The organism is Pantoea sp. JZ29 (assembly GCF_035190385.1).
Classification (GTDB): Bacteria; Pseudomonadota; Gammaproteobacteria; order Enterobacterales; family Enterobacteriaceae; genus Pantoea; species Pantoea stewartii.
This window is the reverse complement of record NZ_CP045241.1, coordinates 3,283,384-3,302,906: the sequence shown is the minus strand read 5'-3', so window position 1 is coordinate 3,302,906 and position 19,523 is coordinate 3,283,384. Positions and strand designations below refer to the sequence as shown.

16 protein-coding genes and 1 other annotated feature are annotated in these 19,523 nt (G+C 56.0%); of the genes, 10 read left to right on the top strand and 6 right to left on the bottom strand.

Features of this window, described 5'->3' with window-relative positions:
• Positions 1-14: 14 nt before the first annotated feature.
• On the bottom strand, positions 15-545 hold the full coding sequence (priC, locus tag GC090_RS15415) for a primosomal replication protein PriC (protein ID WP_039338470.1): 531 nt from the start codon (positions 543-545) through the stop codon (positions 15-17).
• Positions 546-602: 57 nt separating this feature from the next.
• Here priC and GC090_RS15410 point away from each other — a divergent pair, with 57 nt between their 5' ends.
• The 8 genes from GC090_RS15410 to GC090_RS15375 all read left to right on the top strand — a co-directional run bounded on the left by GC090_RS15410 (position 603) and on the right by GC090_RS15375 (position 9,382).
• Entirely contained in the window at positions 603-992 is a 390-nt protein-coding gene (locus tag GC090_RS15410; protein ID WP_039338624.1) for a DUF454 family protein, read from the top strand.
• A 145-nt stretch (positions 993-1,137) separates the two neighbouring features.
• A complete protein-coding gene (gene apt, locus GC090_RS15405; protein WP_006117923.1) occupies positions 1,138-1,689 on the top strand; it encodes an adenine phosphoribosyltransferase in 552 nt (183 codons plus the stop codon).
• 158 nt (positions 1,690-1,847) lie between these two features.
• Positions 1,848-3,824, top strand: coding sequence for a DNA polymerase III subunit gamma/tau (gene dnaX / locus GC090_RS15400; protein WP_324020320.1), 1,977 nt, complete (start codon positions 1,848-1,850; stop codon positions 3,822-3,824).
• Positions 3,166-3,227: a sequence feature (DnaX frameshifting element), on the top strand. (Overlaps the previous gene by 62 nt.)
• 56 nt (positions 3,825-3,880) lie before the next feature.
• A complete protein-coding gene (locus GC090_RS15395; protein ID WP_033738698.1) occupies positions 3,881-4,210 on the top strand; it encodes a YbaB/EbfC family nucleoid-associated protein in 330 nt (109 codons plus the stop codon).
• A complete protein-coding gene (gene recR / locus GC090_RS15390; RefSeq protein WP_006117920.1) occupies positions 4,210-4,815 on the top strand; it encodes a recombination mediator RecR in 606 nt (201 codons plus the stop codon). Before GC090_RS15395 ends, recR begins: the two co-directional genes overlap by 1 nt.
• Positions 4,816-4,913: 98 nt before the next feature.
• Positions 4,914-6,788 carry a molecular chaperone HtpG gene (gene htpG, locus GC090_RS15385; protein WP_033738700.1) on the top strand — a complete coding sequence of 625 codons (1,875 nt, stop codon included), beginning with the start codon at positions 4,914-4,916 and terminating at the stop codon, positions 6,786-6,788.
• A 279-nt stretch (positions 6,789-7,067) separates the two neighbouring features.
• On the top strand, positions 7,068-7,712 hold the full coding sequence (gene adk / locus GC090_RS15380) for an adenylate kinase (protein ID WP_033738701.1): 645 nt from the start codon (positions 7,068-7,070) through the stop codon (positions 7,710-7,712).
• 368 nt (positions 7,713-8,080) lie between these two features.
• A complete protein-coding gene (locus tag GC090_RS15375) occupies positions 8,081-9,382 on the top strand; it encodes an inosine/guanosine kinase (protein ID WP_033738797.1) in 1,302 nt (433 codons plus the stop codon).
• A gap of 67 nt (positions 9,383-9,449) precedes the next feature.
• On the opposite strand, the gene ybaL is transcribed toward GC090_RS15375, so the two are convergent.
• Complete coding sequence (ybaL, locus tag GC090_RS15370) at positions 9,450-11,144, bottom strand: YbaL family putative K(+) efflux transporter (protein WP_033738703.1); 1,695 nt, start codon at positions 11,142-11,144, stop codon at positions 9,450-9,452.
• A 759-nt stretch (positions 11,145-11,903) separates the two neighbouring features.
• On the opposite strand from ybaL, the gene ushA reads away from it, so the two are divergent.
• On the top strand, positions 11,904-13,628 hold the full coding sequence (ushA, locus tag GC090_RS15365) for a bifunctional UDP-sugar hydrolase/5'-nucleotidase UshA (protein WP_416381886.1): 1,725 nt from the start codon (positions 11,904-11,906) through the stop codon (positions 13,626-13,628).
• Between the two features lie 36 nt (positions 13,629-13,664).
• On the opposite strand, the gene GC090_RS15360 is transcribed toward ushA, so the two are convergent.
• A complete protein-coding gene (locus GC090_RS15360; RefSeq protein ID WP_039338466.1) occupies positions 13,665-14,096 on the bottom strand; it encodes a multidrug/biocide efflux PACE transporter in 432 nt (143 codons plus the stop codon).
• Between the two features lie 86 nt (positions 14,097-14,182).
• Between GC090_RS15360 and GC090_RS15355 the strand changes: the two genes are divergently transcribed.
• Positions 14,183-15,052, top strand: coding sequence for a LysR family transcriptional regulator (locus GC090_RS15355; RefSeq protein ID WP_324020315.1), 870 nt, complete (start codon positions 14,183-14,185; stop codon positions 15,050-15,052).
• Here the strand turns inward: GC090_RS15355 and ybaK are convergent.
• The 3 genes from ybaK to copA form a co-directional block, all read right to left on the bottom strand.
• On the bottom strand, positions 15,049-15,528 hold the full coding sequence (gene ybaK / locus GC090_RS15350; RefSeq protein WP_033738710.1) for a Cys-tRNA(Pro)/Cys-tRNA(Cys) deacylase YbaK: 480 nt from the start codon (positions 15,526-15,528) through the stop codon (positions 15,049-15,051). The genes GC090_RS15355 and ybaK overlap by 4 nt on opposite strands.
• Before the next feature lie 185 nt (positions 15,529-15,713).
• On the bottom strand, positions 15,714-16,517 hold the full coding sequence (locus GC090_RS15345) for a TraB/GumN family protein (protein WP_006117911.1): 804 nt from the start codon (positions 16,515-16,517) through the stop codon (positions 15,714-15,716).
• 67 nt (positions 16,518-16,584) lie between these two features.
• On the bottom strand, positions 16,585-19,101 hold the full coding sequence (gene copA / locus GC090_RS15340; protein WP_324020312.1) for a copper-exporting P-type ATPase CopA: 2,517 nt from the start codon (positions 19,099-19,101) through the stop codon (positions 16,585-16,587).
• Positions 19,102-19,523 lie beyond the last annotated feature (422 nt).

Sequence of the window (19,523 nt, the reverse complement as noted above, 5' to 3'; positions counted from 1 at the left end):
GCAAAGATAGCGCATTAACTGCTAAACGGGCTGTCTGACAGTGACATTGCCCACTCCACCGAGCGGATCGCCTGCCGGCAGCGTGCCATACGGCCTTCCAGTACCTCCAGGTCTTTTTTCAACTGCTGCTGAACGGCAAAGGTTTCTGCCAGCGCCAGCCGTTGCTCCCGCTGGTCGATCATCGCCTGTAGTCGACGCTCATATTCCCGGTATTCCAGATATTTTTGCTGACGGGCGGAAGGCCGGGCACGTTCTGCGCGGCTACGAAGTTGCTGGGTACTGGCTTCACGCTGCAGGGCGGCGATTTGGTCCACCAGATGACCCGCCAGCCACTGGCTACGTTCCACATCCTCGCCGGCCTGACAAAGGCGCTGATAGTTGTGCTCAATTTCCTGCAGATAATCGGCCAGTCGGGTCCCTTTCGTCGTAAAGAGTTGGTTGTCAAAACGCGGCGAGCGACACTCGCCGTCGGGATGGCTGTGGATGGCCTGGCGCAAGGTGAGAAGGCAGTGATGCAGCCTTTGCCGCGTCGGATGCTTACTCATTGCGCCCAACGCAGGTATGCTAAAGTCATGCAACGGAAAACGCACTGGGTGGCAGGTATGCAACGCATTGTCTTATTAACCCTGGGTTGGCTGGCGATAGTGCTTGGCATACTGGGCATTGTATTACCTTTATTACCTACAACGCCATTCATGCTGCTGGCAGCGTGGTGTTTTGCCCGTTCTTCACCACGTTTTCATCACTGGCTGCTCTGGAAATCGCCCTTTGGTCGCTATATTCGCCACTGGCAACAGCATCGTGGCATGCCGCCAGGGGCAAAAAGCCGCGCCATCGTACTGATTGTGGCGACATTTGCGTTATCCTTGTGGCTGGTGCCAGTGCTGTGGGTACGGATCATGCTGGGCATCATGTTGTGCCTTCTGTTGCTGTTTATGTGGCGGATGCCGGTGGTGGCAGAAACACCAGACGACAGTTTACCTCCGCGATAAAGTTGCAATTAGCCGGCCATTTGCTTAGATTTGGGCCTCTTCGTGTGCGGCTTCCCATTATGAATGTATTTCCGCTGAACCTTTAATCAGGTATTGGCGCTATTGAAGCTGCGCAAAACAGAATTTTTTTACCAGGCTTAAGATTATGACCGACACTGCGCAGCAGCTTGAACTGATTAAAAACAGTATCAAAAGTATTCCTGATTACCCGAAGCCGGGTATTCTTTTCCGTGACGTCACCAGCCTGTTGGAAGACCCGAACGCCTATGCAGCGTCCATCGCCCTGCTGGTTGAGCGCTACCGTAATAAAGGCATCACCAAAGTTGTCGGCACAGAAGCGCGTGGCTTCCTCTTTGGTGCGCCGGTTGCCCTGGGGCTGGGGCTGGGTTTTGTCCCGGTGCGTAAACCGGGCAAACTGCCACGTGAAACTTACAGCGAATCCTACGAGCTGGAATACGGTACCGACCAACTGGAATTGCACAAAGATGCGATCCAGCCGGGCGACGTCGTGCTGGTGGTCGACGATCTGCTGGCGACCGGCGGAACGCTGGAAGCCACGATCAAACTGATCCGTCGTGCAGGCGGTGAAGTGAAAGATGCTGCTTTTATTATTAACCTGTTCGATTTGGCAGGGGAAGCCCGCCTCAAGGCGCTGGGCGTTGACAGCTACAGCCTGGTCAATTTCCCCGGCCACTAAGCCTCGCTTCTGGCCTCGCGCACCTGTGGGGCCATTCCGCTTTACCGCTTCAAGATAACGAGTGATAGGTGAAAGCGTAGCTGTTAGACTACTGCAATCATATACAGGGGTTGCAGTGCGTCTGCGCTCACATTTCCATCCAAATTCGTCGAAACCACATGAGCTATCAGGTACTTGCCCGAAAATGGCGTCCACAGGCGTTTGCTGATGTTGTCGGTCAGGAACATGTTCTGACGGCGCTGGCGAATGGATTGTCTCTGGGACGCATCCATCATGCTTATCTCTTCTCCGGCACACGGGGCGTAGGGAAAACCACGATTGCCCGTCTGCTGGCAAAAGGCCTTAACTGCGAAACCGGGATCACCGCCACGCCCTGTGGTCAGTGCGATAACTGCCGTGAGATCGAACACGGCCGTTTTGTCGATCTCATCGAAATTGATGCCGCCTCGCGCACCAAAGTGGAAGACACGCGCGATCTGCTTGATAACGTGCAGTATGCGCCCGCCCGCGGCCGCTTTAAAGTTTACCTTATTGATGAAGTGCACATGCTGTCGCGTCACAGCTTCAATGCGCTGCTGAAAACGCTTGAAGAACCGCCTTCACACGTTAAATTCCTGCTGGCGACGACCGATCCGCAGAAGCTGCCGGTGACAATCCTGTCCCGTTGTCTGCAGTTTCACCTTAAAGCGCTGGATGTTGACCAGATCCGTCAGCAGCTCGACAACGTATTAGAACAGGAGCAGATCGCCCGGGAACCGCGGGCGCTGCAACTGCTGGCCCGAGCTGCCGATGGCAGTATGCGCGATGCGCTGAGCCTTACCGACCAGGCCATTGCGATGGGCGAGGGCAGCGTGACCAGCGCGACCGTCGGGGCGATGCTCGGGACGCTTGACGATGAGCAACCCCTGGGGCTGCTTGAAGCCGTAGTCGACGGCAACGGAGAACAGGTGATGGCGTTGCTGGCGCAGGCAGCTTCGCGCGGGGTTGACTGGGAGGCATTGCTCGTTGAGATGCTGCGCCTGCTGCACCGCATTGCCATGGTACAGTTACTGCCTGCCTCTCTTAACGACGATGAAGAAAGCAATGCGTTGCGCCTGCGGGAACTGGCGCGCGTCGTGCCGCCTGCCGATCTGCAGCTTTATTATCAAACCCTGCTGATGGGGCGCAAAGATTTACCCCTTGCGCCCGATCGTCGTATGGGCATTGAGATGGCCTTATTGCGCGCGCTGGCGTTTCATCCCAAAGCGGCCGTCGCGGAGCCGATCGCGCGGCCCACGCTGACCGCTCAGTCAGCGCCGGTGCCGGTACAGAACGTACCGCCGTCGCCAACCGAATCGGCGCCCGCTGCCCGGCCACAAATGGCGGCACCCGAACCCGCTTCGGCACCAACCGCGCAGTCTGTCTCGCCTGCGGCACCCGAACCGTCACTGTCCAGTTCCACCAGCCAGCTCCTGCAGGCGCGCACCCAACTGCTGCGCCAGGGAGCAAACAAAGTAAAAAAGAGTGAGCCGGCAGCGCCAGGTGCGCGGCCGGCCAGTTCTGCCCTTGAGCGACTGGCCTCGGTGACCGAGCGCAGTCAGCAGCGTGTGCGTGAGCGCGCCCCTGAAGCGCCGGTAAAAAAAGAGGCGTACCGCTGGAAAGCGCTGACGCCCGTAACCGAAGCGGCCGCGCCCGTCGCCACGCCAAAAGCCTTGCGTTCTGCGCTGGAGCATGAGAAAAATCCTGAGCTGGCCGCACGGCTGGCTGAAGAAGCCCAGCAGCGTGATGCCTGGGCGGCTGAGGTGGCCGGTTTGCCGCTGCCTAAACTGGTGCAACAGCTGGCGTTGAATGCCTGGAAAGAGACCACCGATCAGGGTATTTGCCTGCATTTACGTTCCAGCCAGCGCCACCTGAATTCGGCCTCCGCGCAGCAGGCCCTGACCGCCGCATTGAGTCAGGTTGCCGGACATCAGGTTGAACTGTCGGTTATTGAAGACGATAATCCTACGGTATTGACGCCACTGGAGTGGCGTCAGGCCATTTATGAAGAGAAGCTGGCGCAGGCGCGTCAGTCCATCTTGAGTGACAGCCACATTCAAACCCTTCGTCGCTTTTTCGATGCCGATTTGGATGAGGAAAGCATTCGACCCGTTTGAACACGCTGCAACGTTATGAATAAACCGCGTTGTAGCCTCAGCAGAGAGAGAAAACTATGTTTGGTAAAGGCGGATTGGGCAACCTGATGAAACAGGCCCAGCAGATGCAAGACAAAATGGCCCAGGTTCAGGAAGAAATTGCCGCCCTGGAAGTCACGGGTGAATCAGGCGCAGGCATGGTCAAAGTGACCATCAATGGTGCCCACAACTGCCGCCGTGTGGAAGTCGATCCCAGCCTGCTGGAAGATGACAAAGACATGCTGGAAGATTTGATCGCTGCCGCCTTCAACGACGCGGCGCGTCGCATTGATGAAGCGCAGAAAGAGAAAATGGCGTCTGTCTCTTCAGGCATGCAGTTGCCACCAGGCTTCAAGATGCCGTTCTGATGCAAACCAGCCCACTGCTAGAGTCCTTAATGGAGTCATTGCGCTGTTTGCCGGGCGTTGGGCCGAAGTCGGCGCAACGGATGGCGTTCCAACTGCTACAGCGCGATCGTAGTGGGGGAATGCGGCTGGCACAGGCGCTGACCCGGGCAATGTCGGAAATCGGTCACTGTGCCGATTGCCGCACCTTCACCGAGCAGGAAATCTGCACTATCTGCGCCAATCCCCGGCGTCAGCAAAACGGTCAGATCTGCGTGGTGGAAAGTCCGGCAGATATCCATGCTATTGAGCAAACCGGGCAATTTGCCGGCCGTTATTTCGTTCTGATGGGCCATCTTTCACCCCTGGATGGCATTGGCCCGGCAGATATCGGTCTCGATCGGCTGGAACAGCGTCTGGAGAAGGAAGCGATTCAGGAAGTGATCCTGGCGACCAACCCCACCGTGGAAGGCGAAGCGACCGCGAACTACATTGCAGAATTATGTGGCCAGTATGGCGTTGAAGCCAGCCGCATTGCGCATGGCGTTCCGATGGGCGGCGAACTGGAAATGGTGGATGGCACCACGCTATCCCACTCACTGGCAGGCCGCCAGAAGATTAAATTTTAAACGCTTGCCGGCGTTGTGAAAAACGCCGGCTTGAAAATCCTGCATGTACCCCCACATCCTCCTCAACGTTCGTTAAATCTGATTCTGTTGAGGTAGCAATGACCATGAAAGGACAAGAGACTCGTGGCTTTCAGTCAGAGGTAAAACAACTTCTGCACCTGATGATCCATTCTCTCTATTCAAACAAAGAGATTTTCCTGCGTGAACTGATTTCCAACGCCTCGGATGCGGCGGATAAACTGCGCTTCCGCGCGCTGTCTGATGCCAGCCTGTACGAAGGCGATGGTGACCTGCGCGTGCGTCTCTCTGTCGATAAGGATAACCGCACCATCACGCTGAGCGATAACGGTATCGGCATGCGCCGTGATGAAGTGATTGAAAACCTTGGCACTATTGCGAAATCCGGCACCAAAGCCTTTCTGGAATCCCTGGGCTCCGATCAGGCCAAAGACAGTCAGCTGATCGGTCAGTTCGGTGTGGGTTTCTACTCGGCCTTTATCGTTGCCGACAAAGTCTCGGTGCGCACGCGCGCAGCGGGTGCCGCCGAAGACGAAGGCGTGTTCTGGGAATCGGCAGGTGAAGGTGAGTATACCATCGCTGACATCAGCAAAGCCGATCGCGGTACGGAAATCACCTTGCACCTGCGTGAAGGCGAAGATGAATTCCTCGACAGCTGGCGCGTCCGCAACATCATTGGTAAATACTCCGATCACATTGCGTTGCCGGTTGAAATCGAAACCAAAGATGAAGAAAGCGGCACCACGACCTGGGAGAAAATCAACAAAGCTCAGGCGCTGTGGACCCGCAGCAAGTCAGAGATCAGCGACGAAGAGTACAAAGAGTTCTACAAACATATTGCCCATGATTTCAGCGATCCGGCGACATGGAGCCACAACCGCGTAGAAGGGAAACAGGAGTACACCAGCCTGCTATATATCCCGGCTCGCGCACCGTTCGACATGTGGAACCGCGACCATAAACATGGTCTGAAACTCTACGTGCAGCGCGTGTTTATCATGGATGACGCCGAGCAGTTTATGCCGAACTACCTGCGCTTTGTGCGCGGCCTGATTGACTCTAACGATCTGCCGCTCAACGTATCGCGTGAGATTCTGCAGGACAGCCGTGTTACCCAGAATCTGCGCGGCGCGTTGACCAAACGTGTTCTGCAGATGCTGGAGAAGCTGGCGAAAGAGGACAGCGAAAAGTACCAGACCTTCTGGAAAGAGTTTGGTCTGGTCCTGAAAGAGGGCCCCGCTGAAGATCACGCCAACAAAGAGACGATTGCCAAACTGCTGCGTTTTGCCACCACACAAAGCGAGAGCGCGGCGCAAACCGTGTCGCTGGAAGATTACGTCAGCCGTATGGTCGAGGGTCAGGAGAAGATCTACTACATTACCGCCGACAGCTATGCTGCAGCGAAAAGCAGTCCGCATCTGGAGCTGTTCCGTAAAAAAGGCATTGAGGTCCTGCTGCTGTCCGATCGTATCGATGAATGGATGATGAGCTATCTGACCGAATTCGACGGTAAGGCCTTCCAGTCCGTCAGCAAAGCGGATGAAGCGCTGGATAAGCTGGCTGACGAAGAAACGGAAGCGCAGAAAGAAGCGGAAAAAGCGCTGGAACCTTTTGTTGAGCGCGTGAAAACGCTGCTGGGCGAACGTGTGAAAGAAGTCCGTCTGACGCACCGTCTGACCGATACGCCTGCGATTGTGACCACCGATGCAAACGAGATGACCACGCAAATGGCCAAACTGTTCGCGGCGGCAGGACAGGACGTGCCGGAAGTGAAATATATCTTCGAGATCAACCCCGATCACCAACTGGTGAAGCGCGTGGCAGATACCCAGGATGAAGCCCGCTTCGGTGAGTGGATTGAGCTGTTACTGGATCAGGCCCTGCTGGCAGAGCGCGGCACGCTGGACGATCCTAACCAGTTTATCCGTCGGATGAACCAACTGCTGACGGCGTAAGACGACGAAACCGGTGAGATCCTCACCGGTTTTTTTTGGCTGCAGCCTTCCTGCCTGCTTTCCTGCACCCATATTTGTTGCGCAACCGCCTTAAAAGCCGCATTGCACCCGCCACCAGTCCGAAAATGCCTTTTCACTGACATCGCGCACTGCGATCGCTGGCTAAAGTCAGTACACTGATCTGCGTTGATCCGCCCCTTCCTTGTGGTGTGCGGATCATAATGGTATGTTCTTCCGCTTCTCAGATTCATCAATGCGATTCGCAAGGGGATTTACGCAATGCGTATTATTCTGCTCGGAGCTCCGGGCGCAGGTAAGGGGACTCAAGCCCAATTCATCATGGAGAAATACGGCATTCCGCAGATCTCCACTGGCGACATGTTGCGTGCAGCGGTTAAAGCGGGCACCGAACTGGGCAACCAGGCGAAAGCCATTATGGATGCCGGCAAGCTGGTTACTGATGAGCTGGTGATTGCGCTGGTTAAAGAGCGTATCGCCCAGGAAGATTGCAAAAACGGTTTCCTGCTTGATGGTTTCCCACGCACCATTCCTCAGGCTGACGCAATGAAAGAAGCCGGTATCAAAGTGGACTATGTGCTGGAGTTCGCTGTGCCGGATGAACTGATCGTTGAACGCATCGTCGGTCGCCGTGTTCATGCGCCATCAGGCCGTGTTTACCATGTCAAATTCAATCCACCGAAGGTGGAAGGCAAGGATGACGTGACCGGTGAAGAGCTGACCACGCGTAAAGACGATCAGGAAGAAACGGTGCGCAAACGTCTGGTGGAATACCATCAGCTAACCGCACCGCTGATTGCTTACTACAGCAAAGAAGCCGAAGCGGGTAACACTGAGTACCACAAAATCGACGGCACACGTAATGTGTCCGACGTGAGTGCAGAGCTGGCTAAAATTCTGGGCTAAGCAGAGAGGGGCCGGCACGACTGGCCCCTTTTGCTGTAGTGAATCTATCCATACTTTCCTGCGTTCTCCTTCTTCGTTGTCCTCTGAACGCCAGCCGCGCTTGTCGCAGACCGTTTTCTGGCCCTTGCTGCCTGACAGGTACGGAACCGCATTACTGTCGTGCTGCATCCTCCTACAGGCTGTCATGAACCTGCAGGCGCCACGTCCCGGCGTTCATCAGATGGCCTGCCAGGAATATACGCTGATACGTCAGATGCGCCGGAGTCTGGCAGGGCGGGATGGGCGTGCTACGGATTCGCGCGCAGCGTTAAAGTCGTCGCAGAGAATATGATATGCTTCTCTGCCTGTTTTTCCTCACGGCAGTCACCATGAAATTTCCCGGCAAACGTAAATCCAAACACTATTTTCCCGTCAGCGCGCGCGATCCCCTTCTCCAGTCCTCGTCATTCGATAACGAAGACGGCAGTTGGGTAGTGGGCATCGATCAGACGTTGGTCGATATCGAAGCGAAAGTCGATGACGCCTTTCTGGTCCGCTATGGTCTGAGTGCCGGCCATTCGCTGGTCATTGACGATGCCGTGGCAGAAGCGCTGTACGCTGAACTGATGCGTGATGAACTGATTACTCACCAGTTCGCAGGCGGCACGATTGGCAACACGCTGCACAATTTCTCCGTGCTGGCGGACGACCGTTCCGTATTGCTGGGCGTGATGTGCAATAACATTCAGATTGGCGGTTATGCGTATCGTTACCTTTGTAATACTTCGAGCCGCATGGATCTTAACTATCTTCAGGGTGTGGACGGAGCGATTGGCCGCTGTTTCACCCTGATCGGCGATCAGGGCGATCGGACCTTTGCGATTAGCCCTGGCCAGATGAACCAGCTCAAAGCGGAAAGTGTGCCTGAGGACGTAATTGCGGGCGCTTCCGCGCTGGTTCTGACCTCGTATCTGGTGCGTTGCAAAGACGGTGAACCGATGCCACAGGCGACGCTGCAGGCTATCGAGTATGCAAAGCGCCACAACGTGCCGGTGGTGCTGACGTTAGGCACGAAACACGTGATAGGTGACAATCCTCAGTTCTGGCGTGATTTCCTGCGTGACCACGTGTCGATTGTGGCGATGAACGAAGAAGAGGCGCTGGCGCTGACGGGCGAGGCCGACCCGCTACTGGCCTCGGACAGGGCGCTGGAGTGGGTGGATCTGGTGCTGTGCACGGCAGGGCCGACCGGTTTATATATGGCGGGCTATACCGAAGACGAATTTAAGCGTAAAACCAACCATCCTTTGTTACCGGGCGCGATTGCTGAATTCAACCAGTACGAATTCAGTCGCGCAATGCGTAAACAGGATTGTCAGCAGCCGTTACGCATTTTCTCGCACATCGCGCCCTACATGGGCGGCCCGGAGAAGATCATGAATACCAATGGAGCAGGGGACGGCGCGCTGGCAGCGTTGCTGCATGACATTACGGCGAATAACTACCATCGCCGCAACGTACCTAACTCCAGTAAACATGCGCGTGCTTATCTGACCTATTCGTCGCTGGCGCAGGTCTGCAAATATGCTAACCGGGTCAGCTATCAGGTCCTGAATCAGCATTCGCCCCGACTGACGCGCGGTTTGCCTGAGCGTGAAGACAGCCTGGAAGAGTCCTACTGGGATCGTTAAGGCCGACAAGTCAGACGCCCCGCTGAATCTCTGAGAGTTCAGCGGGGCGACAGCCGTTTGGGATGGATTAGTGCTGGCCTTCGCTGACGGTTTTTTCTTCCTGCAGCGTTAGCTTTTCCTGTAACTTCTGAATAATACTGGCGGCAATTTCCCGCTCACCCATAACGACGTGGTTTGCACCGCGCTCCAGAATATACTCCACTTCATCGTCATAATGGGCATGCACGATAATATCAATATCAGCCTGCTTCTGTCGTGCTGCCGTCACAATTTCGCCTACCTCGTAGCCGTTAGGGATAGTGACTAACAGCCAACTGGCACAGTCCACCCGGGCCAGCGCCAGGGTATTGGCGCGGGCGGCATTCGCCAGCACCGCTCTGATCCCCTGATCCCGTAAGGCTTTTACGCGCGGGATGGAGCTTTCTACCACCACCACCGGAATATTCAGTTTGATCAGTTGCTCACACAGCAGGTTGCCGACGCGACCATAGCCAACGATGACCGCATGGTTGCAGACATCCACAGGAATCTCTTGTTCTTCTTCCAGCGCTTCTTCCAGCGTCTGCTGCTCCATCGTTTCATTTTTGGCGAGGTAACGCCCCAGCAGCGTAAACAGAACCGGATTGAGCATGATAGAAAGGATAGCGGCCGCCAGGACCAGATTTCGGCCTTCTTCATCAAGCAGGCCAAGTGAAATGCCCAGGCCGGCAAGAATAAAGGCAAACTCGCCGATTTGCGCCAGACTCACCGAGATGGTCATCGCTGTCCGACGCGAATGACCCAGCAGCGAAACCAGCAGCCAGGCGGCGGCGGATTTGCCGATGACGACAATCACCAACGCACCCAACACGGCCAGCGGCTCTTTCACCAGGATCATGGGATCAAATAACATGCCGACAGAGACAAAGAACAGCACTGCAAAAGCATCCCGTAACGGCAACGTGTCACGGGCAGCGCGCTGGCTTAACTCCGATTCATTCAGCACCATTCCGGCAAAGAACGCACCCAGCGCAAAAGACACGTCGAAGAACTCGACGGCGCCAAATGCGATGCCCAGCGCCAGCGCCAGGACAGACAGCGTAAACAGCTCGCGTGAACCCGTGGCCGCACTTTTCGCCAGAATCCAGGGGACCGCACGTCGGCCTACCACCATCATCAGCACCATAAAGGCGGCAACTTTGCCGATGGTCCAGAGCAGATCCCAGATTACCAGGCTGGCGCTGGCGTTGCCCTGTTCCATCATGCCCGCAATGGCGGGCAGCAAGACCAGCGTAAGCACCATCACCAGGTCTTCGACAATTAACCAGCCGATAGCAATTTGACCGCGCTGGCTTTCAATCAGCTGCCGTTCTTCTAACGCACGCAGCAACACCACGGTACTGGCGGTAGAAAGACACAAGCCAAACACCAGGCCGGTCATCCACGACCAACCCATCGCCCACGACATCAGCATTCCCAGCAAGGTGGCTACCGCGATCTGTGCAATCGCGCCGGGAATGGCTATCCGCTTTACCGACATCAGGTCCTTCAGTGAAAAGTGCAGACCGACGCCAAACATCAGCAGAATCACGCCCAGTTCGGCCAGTTCCGGTGCCAGATTCGTGTCTGCCACAAAGCCGGGTGTAAAAGGGCCGGCCATAACGCCAGCAACAAGGTAACCCACCAGCGGAGAAATTCGTAACCGGTTAGCCAGCATACCAAGGAGGAAAGCCAGAACCAGTGCCCCGACAATAGTGGTGATCAGCGGTGTGGTGTGATGCATGCCTGTCTCCTTGGATGTAAATGTATCCGGTTGTAACAAATGAGTTTAATGCATATCAGGCGGCATCGCTGAATAATTTGTGGGATTATCAAAAGAAATTAGGGAAATAGGCGAAAAGTGCAAGATGAAGGCTGTTTTTCTCACTTATCGCGGTTATGGGTCGATACAACGGTCTGTTGCGTACGGTCAGGAAGGAGTTTATTCATTCTAAATGACACAAGCGTGACGATAATGAGGTGAAAATGTGTTGGTAACAGCCTACAACCGCACTCAGGCAGCGATTTGCCTGCTCCCTTTGCTTCGTTGGCCTCTGTGCGTCGGGGCGGCCGGATAGGCGGCTGACCTGATGGCATGAAAGCGGATGATAAAACAGCAAACAAAACAGTCTGTTATTTAGCATTGGCTCAGCCAGCCTTGTCTGCGCGCGCGAAGGCCATCTTGACGAAATGCACTGTTAAAAAACAGAGTAATACATAAATTTAACACAGGGCGAATCACACCAGCGAAAGTAGCTAAAAATTAACAAACTGATTGTTCCTTCTGCTTAACATTGCGCCTTCATGCATAACAGTGATGACAAAATCAGTCCCTGTCCTGCGCTGAACAACCTGCGATAATGACCGGACGACGCGCGATAAACTTGAGTTAACACAGGGAATGTGCGACACAAAAGGGCGCTGACGATCGGCAAGAATCATTATTCAAAGGAGAGAGGCTGTGGTGTTATCTCGATGGGCGGGTGCGGGTCTGACCGGGGCGATGTTGCTCTCATCACTGTTTACTCAGGCCGCCGAGCCTGACCGGAGTTACCGTTTCAGTATTTTGCACACCAACGATCTGCACGGTCATTTCTGGTTTGATGAGCAGGGCGAGTACGGTCTGGCGGCACAAAAAACATTAATAGATACCGCACGCTACGATATTCAGGCCAAAGGCGGTGGTGCACTGATTTTGTCGGCCGGAGATGTCAACACTGGCGTGCCGGAATCGGATGCCCTGGATGCCGAACCTGATATTCGTGGCATGAACCTGATTGGTTACGATGCCATGACGCTGGGCAACCATGAATTCGATAAACCCCTCGCCGTGCTGCGGAAACAGGAAAAATGGGCCAAATTTCCTTTTCTGGCCGCGAATGTTTATCAAAAAAGCACAGGTAAACGTCTGTTTAAGCCCTGGGCGATGTTCCGGCGCATGGGGCTGAAGATTGCGGTTATCGGGTTAATCACGCCGGATACCGCCCGCCTGACCAACCCTGAACAGTTAACGGATATCGAATTCCGTGACCCGGTAGCCGAAGCCGTAAAGGTTGTGTCTGAACTACGCGCCAAAGAAAAACCGGATGTGATCGTGGCGCTGACCCATCTTGGTCATTATGACGACGGCAAACACGGCAGTAACGGGATTGATGATGTGACGCTGGCGCGCAGGTTGCCTGCGGGCACCCTCAATATGATCGTAGGGGGGCATTCGCATGACGCGGTCTGTATGGAAAAAGAGAATGTGAGCCGCAAAGATTACCAGCCGGGTCAGCCCTGTCAGCCTGACCGGCAAAATGGCGTCTGGATTATGCAGGCGGAAAAGTGGGGAAAATATGTCGGACGTGGCGATTTTACCTACCGCAATGGCGAGGTTACCCTGGCGTCGTATCAGCTCATCCCGGTTAACCTCAAACATAAAATCAAAAATCTCGATGGCAGCGAATCCTGGCTGACCTGGCAGGAAGAGATCCCCAAAAACACGGCTATGATGAAATTACTGACGCCGTTTCAAAAACGCGCTGAAGCGACGTTGCAGGTGAATGTCGGGCGCGTCAACGGGGTGTTTTCCGGCGAAAAAGAAACCGTGCGCGTTCGGCAAAGCAGCCTCGGGCAGCTCATCCTGCGGGCGCAGATGGCCTCGACCCAGGCCGACTTCGCCGTGATGAGCGGCGGCGGAATTCGGGCCTCGCTCAAACCAGGGCCCGTAGCGTGGCGCGATTTGCTCCAGGTCCAACCCTTTGCCAATCAGGTCGTTTCCGTCACGCTGAGTGGGGCGGAAATTAAACGCTATCTGGCGGTGGTGGCGAATATCGAACCGGGTTCAGGCGGTTATGCCCAGTTTGCAAATGTCAGTCTGACCGCGAATGGCAGCGGCGTGAGTAAAGTCACGATCAACGGACAGCCGCTGGATGACACCAAAACTTATCGGATGGCGACTAACAGCTTCAATGCGGCGGGCGGCGATGGCTATCCCCGTATTGATTCACATCCGGGTTATGTCAATAGTGGCAACGTTGACGCCGTGGTGCTGCGTGACTGGGTCAGTAAACATTCGCCGCTGAATGCCAGCGACTACGTGCCTCGCGATAAGGTGATTTACCAGACGGCAACGACCCAGGATACATTGAAAGACGCGAAAGAAACGGTGCCCGCGCGTCGTTATCCCAAAATAATTTTGGCATGGATACAACACTGGAACGGGGAACGCGCAGCACCGCGTTAAATCACCGGGGAGGCGCTTCGTCTCCCCGGTGCCTTGTCAGGCGCGGCAGGCCTTACGGTTGAACCAGTGTGACCGCAGTTTATCCCACACCAGGTTATAGACGAAGGTGTAGGGCAGAAAGAACAGAAAAAACGCCACTTCGATCATAAAGGCCTGCCATAACGAAATCTCCAGCATCCAGGCGGCCAGCGGAAGCCCTATCAGGATAAAGCCGCCCTCAAATCCCAGAGCATGCAGCACACGAACCCACGCACTGCGTTTCTGACGAGGCGGATACCAGCGATCAAACACGCTGTTGTACATCATATTCCAGAGCATCGCGACCGTGGACAACATGATGGCCAGTGCGCCCATCTGAAACAGCGGTTTATCCATCATCCAGGCTGCCAGCGGGGCAATGGTGAGGATGGCCAGGCCTTCAAACAGGCTGGCATGTAAGATACGTTCGGTGAGTGAACGGGTTTGCATGTCAGTCTCCTTAGTTCAGGTGCCTATTTTCCCATGGCATCATGCTAAGATAAAATGATCATCTATCGATAAAAGCGATGGTTCACATGCGTTACTCTCCTGAATCCCTGGAAGCCTTTGTGCAAACGGTAGCCAGTGGCTCGTTTTCTGCCGCCGCACGCGCCTTAAACAAAAGCCAGTCCACCATCAGCGTGGCTGTGGTTAACCTGGAAGACGATCTGGGTTTTGCCTTATTTGACCGGCGCGGTCGTCAGCCGCAACTGACCGAACAAGGGCGACGCGTCTTACCTCAGGTTCAGCAGATTCTTGCCGCCAGTGAGCGACTGGATGCGCTGGCAACGCGCCTGTCCGAGGGAATCGAACCGCGGCTCAGCGTGGCGGTATCTGACTTCTGGCAAACGCACTACCATCAGCGCCTGCTCAGGCAATTTGACAGGCGCTATCCGGAGGTGGAGCTGGAAGGCATTGCCGCAGAAGATGACGATGTCGTCGAACTGTTGCAAACCGGGCGCGCGCAGATCGGCGTGATTCGTGCCCAGCCGACGCTCCCGGCTGACATCGCGGTCGCCCGCCTGCAGGTCGATGCTGAGTTAGGGATTTACCTGCACCGGGATCATCCTCTGGCGCAGGAAGCGACGGTGAATGAAAGCCAGCTTGAACCCCTTCGTCACCTTCGTCTCAATACCTGGACCGAACGCCGCGCCCCCACTTTTAAGGGCAGGGCCTGGTCTGCTCAGACATATTATGTGCTGCTTGAGATGGCGGAACAGGGCTTTGGCTGGAGCATTTTGCCGCGCTGGCTGGTGAAACAGTTTGGACATGGTGTCTTAAAGGAATTGCCTGTCGCCGGGTGGCCGCAGCGCATCGCCGTAGAAGTGGTCTGGTCGCGCCGCCATCCGCCCGGCCCGGCCGGGCGCTGGATGATTGATGAACTCTGCGCTCTGCAACCGGCTTAATCGCGTCGGGCAATGTCTGCCAGCGGGGCATTCAGAAGACGGGACAAATCCTGCGGGCTGAGTTCAATATCCAGTCCGCGTTTACCGCCAGAAATGAACAGCGTGGCAAAGTCGTTGGCTGAGTGGTCAATCACCGTCGGCAGACGCTTTTTTTGCCCCAGCGGACTGATGCCGCCGATCAGATAACCCGTAATCCGCTGCGCCAGCAGGGGATCGGCCATCTCCGCTTTTTTTGCCCCGAGAGCCTTAGCCACCTTTTTGAGATCAAGCTGCGTTGCCACGGGCGTCACCGCCACGGCCAGCTGCTTTGCATCGCCGTTCAGCGCTACAAGCAACGTTTTATAGACCTGGCGGGCGTCCAGGTTAAGCTTACGTACCGCTTCATCGCCAAAATGCGTTTCGCTTGCGTCATGCTCATAAGGGTGCAGTGTGAAGCTGACTTTTTGTTTTTCCAACAGTTTTACCGCAGGCGTCATAATGGCCTCTGATTCAGAAAAATCTTATTACGTTTTATTGAAAGATAAATGTGGCGAAATAATGTGCTTTAGGCGAGAATTGCCACGCGCCAGCAACTGGGTTGTTGAGCGATAACTAAAATCATTAACACATTCCTCTTTGAAGAGCCGATATGACTGTCGGCTCTCTTTTTTTTTATCCCTGATTACTCCGCCCGTAGCAGGGCTGGCAGATTGTTCTCACCATATAAATGCAGTGCGCCGACGGCCACCACATAACGTCCCGCGGGCAACGTTTGTAATCGCCCGCGCCACTCACGGTTGCGCTGGCTAATCAGCGTGTCATTGAGCGTCTGACTGAACGTCGCCGGTAAGGCGATTTGCGGTTCGCGGGGCGGGCTTTCCAGCCACCAGCTCACCATCGTCTGCAACATGCGCGCGTTGGTGTGCCAGTGCGTCAGCGTATCCTGCAGCAGCGCCATACCGTTATCGGGCAGCGACTTTAACAGGGTGATTTGCGCGTCTGCGCCCTCCAGCTCAATCACGGGTTTTTGCAGTGAACGTGCCGCCTGAAGCAACTGATAATCAATGCCGTAATCCGGGCGCAATCCCAGCCGCTGGGCCTGACGGGCCTGCAGCATCAACGCAATTTGCCAGGCTGGTGACGTATCAAACTGCGTCAGGGACAAACCGGTCTCATTGCATAACGCGTCCAGCTTCGCCAGCGTGCCTTCATCCATACGCACCGACAGCGGCGGGCATACTTCGGTGTCATCAAATGGCGAACCGCCCTGGGTAATATCCGCTTCCACTACCAGGGCATCGGCATTTTGCAACTGTTGTAGCAGCCGCACTGGCAGAGGCTGCATATCGCGCGTGCCCATATGAATGCTTCCCACCAGATGAAACTGGCATGCTCCCGACCGGATATCGACGGCCGGCCACCGGTAGCTGGTGGGAAAAAGGGGCGCCATCCAGTTACGCAAACGTTGCCAAAGGCTCGCAGTCATTCCCTGTCCTTACTGTGTTAAAGACACCATGCTAGCGGGATCCGGCGGCGAAAAACAGAGGCGGCCGTTAAGGCTTCTTGCGCGGTGTGAAGCGCAGTAGCCGGTTAGCATTGCTGACGACGGTAATCGATGAGAGTGCCATCGCCGCGCCGGCAACAATCGGGCTGAGTAACAACCCCGTGAAGGGATAGAGCACGCCCGCAGCCAGCGGAATACCGATAATGTTGTAGATAAAGGCACCAAACAGGTTCTGACGGATATTCCTGAGTGTGGCGGATGCAATCGCTAAGGCATCTGCCACGCCATGCAGGTCGTCACGTAGCAACGTTATCGATGCGCTTTCCACCGCCACATCACTGCCGCCGCCCATGGCTATGCCGACATCCGCCTGGGCCAGCGCGGGTGCATCATTAATCCCATCGCCGATCATGGCGACCTGACGGCCTTGCTGCTGCAACTGGCTGATCGCATCGGCTTTACCTTCCGGCAAAACACCCGCAATCACTTCATCCATGCCCACGTCATCAGCAATAGCGCGGGCGGTATTCTCATGGTCCCCGGTCAGCATAATCAACCGGTAACCTGCCTGATGCAGCCGTTGCAGCGCTTCACCCGCCTCCGGCCGCAGAGTATCACGCAGGCTAATCAGGCCAGTAAGCTTCCCGTCTTCAGCCAGTAAAACCGGCGTTGCGCCCTGGCGGGTTAGTCTCTCCGTTTCTTCCTGTGCCGCCTGGCAATCCACACCGTGCTCGCTTAACAGGCTGACATTACCCAGGACAAGTTGTCTGCCGTTAAGAATGCCACTCACCCCTTTGCCGCGTATTGTACGAAATTGCGAAATCTCAGGCTTCTCGCCAGCGCCGGCCTCTGCCACGATAGCTTTCGCCAGTGGATGCCCTGACGCCTGTTCCAGTGCCGCAGCGGCAGAGAGCACGGCATCGCGGGTGCTGCCCTGCCAGGTGATAACCTCGGTGACCTGCGGGGCACCTTGGGTAAGCGTGCCCGTTTTATCAAACACCAGCGTGTCGATATGACTTGCGCGTTGCAATGCATCGGCATCCCGCACCAGCACACCGTATTCAGCAGCGCGTCCGGTGCCCGCGATAATCGACATCGGTGTTGCCAGACCCAGCGCACAGGGACAGGCAATGATCATGACGGTGGTGGCCACAACCAGCGCATAGGCCAGTTGGGGCTGTGGACCCACCAGGTACCAAATCAGCGCACTCAGCAAGGCAATAATCACGACCACCGGTACGAAGACCGCAGAGATACGATCCGCAAGACGGCCAACCTCAGGTTTGCTGCTCTGCGCTTTACGTACCAGCTGAATAATTCGTGCCAGCGCGGTATTGCCGCCAGTCGCCTGCGCAATAAAGCGAACGGTCCCGTCCTGCACCAGCGTACCGGCAAACAGGCGATCGCCCTGTGTTTTGGATTGGGGAACCGCTTCGCCAGTCAGCATTGCTTCGTCACACCAGGCTTCGCCTGACTGTACCTCGCCGTCTACGGGGATACGATCGCCTGCGACCAGTCGCAGGATCATACCGGGCTCTACCGCGCTGACGGGCATAAGCGTCTCACCTTGTTCCGTGATGACATTGGCCTGTGCGGGCGTAAGATCCAGCAGCCGCTCCAGGGCGCGTGAGGCACGCTGGCGCGCGCGTTGTTCAAGCGCATGGCCCAGATTGATCAGGCCCAGAATCATCACGCTGGCTTCAAAATAGAGATGACGCGCCTGCGGCGGGAAAAAGTCAGGCCAGACGACCACGCTGAAGGAGTAACTCCAGGCGGCCGCCGTTCCCAGCGCCACCAGCGTATCCATGGTGGCGCTGCGGTTAAGGAGACTGCGCCAGGCGCTGCGGTAGAAATGGCCACCCGCCCCGATCATTACCAGCAGGGTGAGCATCCCGAGGACCAGCCAGGTGGTTCTGTTCGCGGCAGTGAGCATCATATTGTCGCCCATCATGCCCCATACCATCAGCGGCACGCCCAGCAGCAGCGCGACGCCCGCCTGCCAGCTAAAGCGACGCAGGGCGCGTCGGGCGCTGATTTGCTGCTTTTCACGCCGTTGCTGCTCGTCGTCAACCACTTCCGCACCGTAACCGGCCGCATCCACGGCAGCGACCAGCTGCTGTGGCTCAACATGGCCCATGACCAGCGCGCTTCGCTCGGCAAGGTTAACGCGTGCCTGCTGTACACCGGCAACCTGTTCAAGGGCTTTTTCAACCCGGCTGACGCAACTGGCACAGCTCATGCCGTCAATAAGCAGGACGTGAGCAGGCAATGCTTCGGTTGCCGGCAGAGAAGAGGACTCCGTTGTCAGCGCCTCCGGCGGCGGCTCTGATGCTGTCAACGGCTCAGGCTTTGGGCGCGCGCCTTCAGGTTTCAGCGTTGCATGATAGCCCGCCTGTTCGACAGTGGCGATGAGCGAAGTGACCTCGGCGCTGCCAGAAATGCTGGCTTCCTGTTGGGTGACCTCGGCCTGTTCAACATCGTCGCGCTGCTCAAGCGCCTCTTTTACGCGTTTAACGCAATGGCCGCAGGATAATCCTTCCAGTGCCAGAATAACCGTATTTGACATCGTTGACTCCTTGGTTGGTGTGGCGGAGTGAGTAGTCAGAAGTGACTGTGACTAAGGATAAACCTTCCATCAAGGGGAAGGTCAAATACAGGCTGTTAAAAGGGACAGAATGCCAGAATGGGTGGGTAAAAAATGTGCAGCCTGTGTCGCGGGTGGGGGTGGAAAAGCAAAAGCCCCGGGTTATCCGCGGGGCTTTTATGCATCGTTTCGGCGTCAGACGAGCTGTGTGACAACTAACCCGAATCGGATTATCTGAGCGGCGAGCCTTAGCCGGAATTACGCAGCAGGGCGCCTTCAGGGCCTGTCCGCTTCACTGTCAGACTTAATCGTTAATGATGGTCACGATACAGGGTTTTTTACGCGTTATCGCGGGGTGACGCACTGGCGCATTTAACGCAAAAATACTCTACAACACCGCTGTG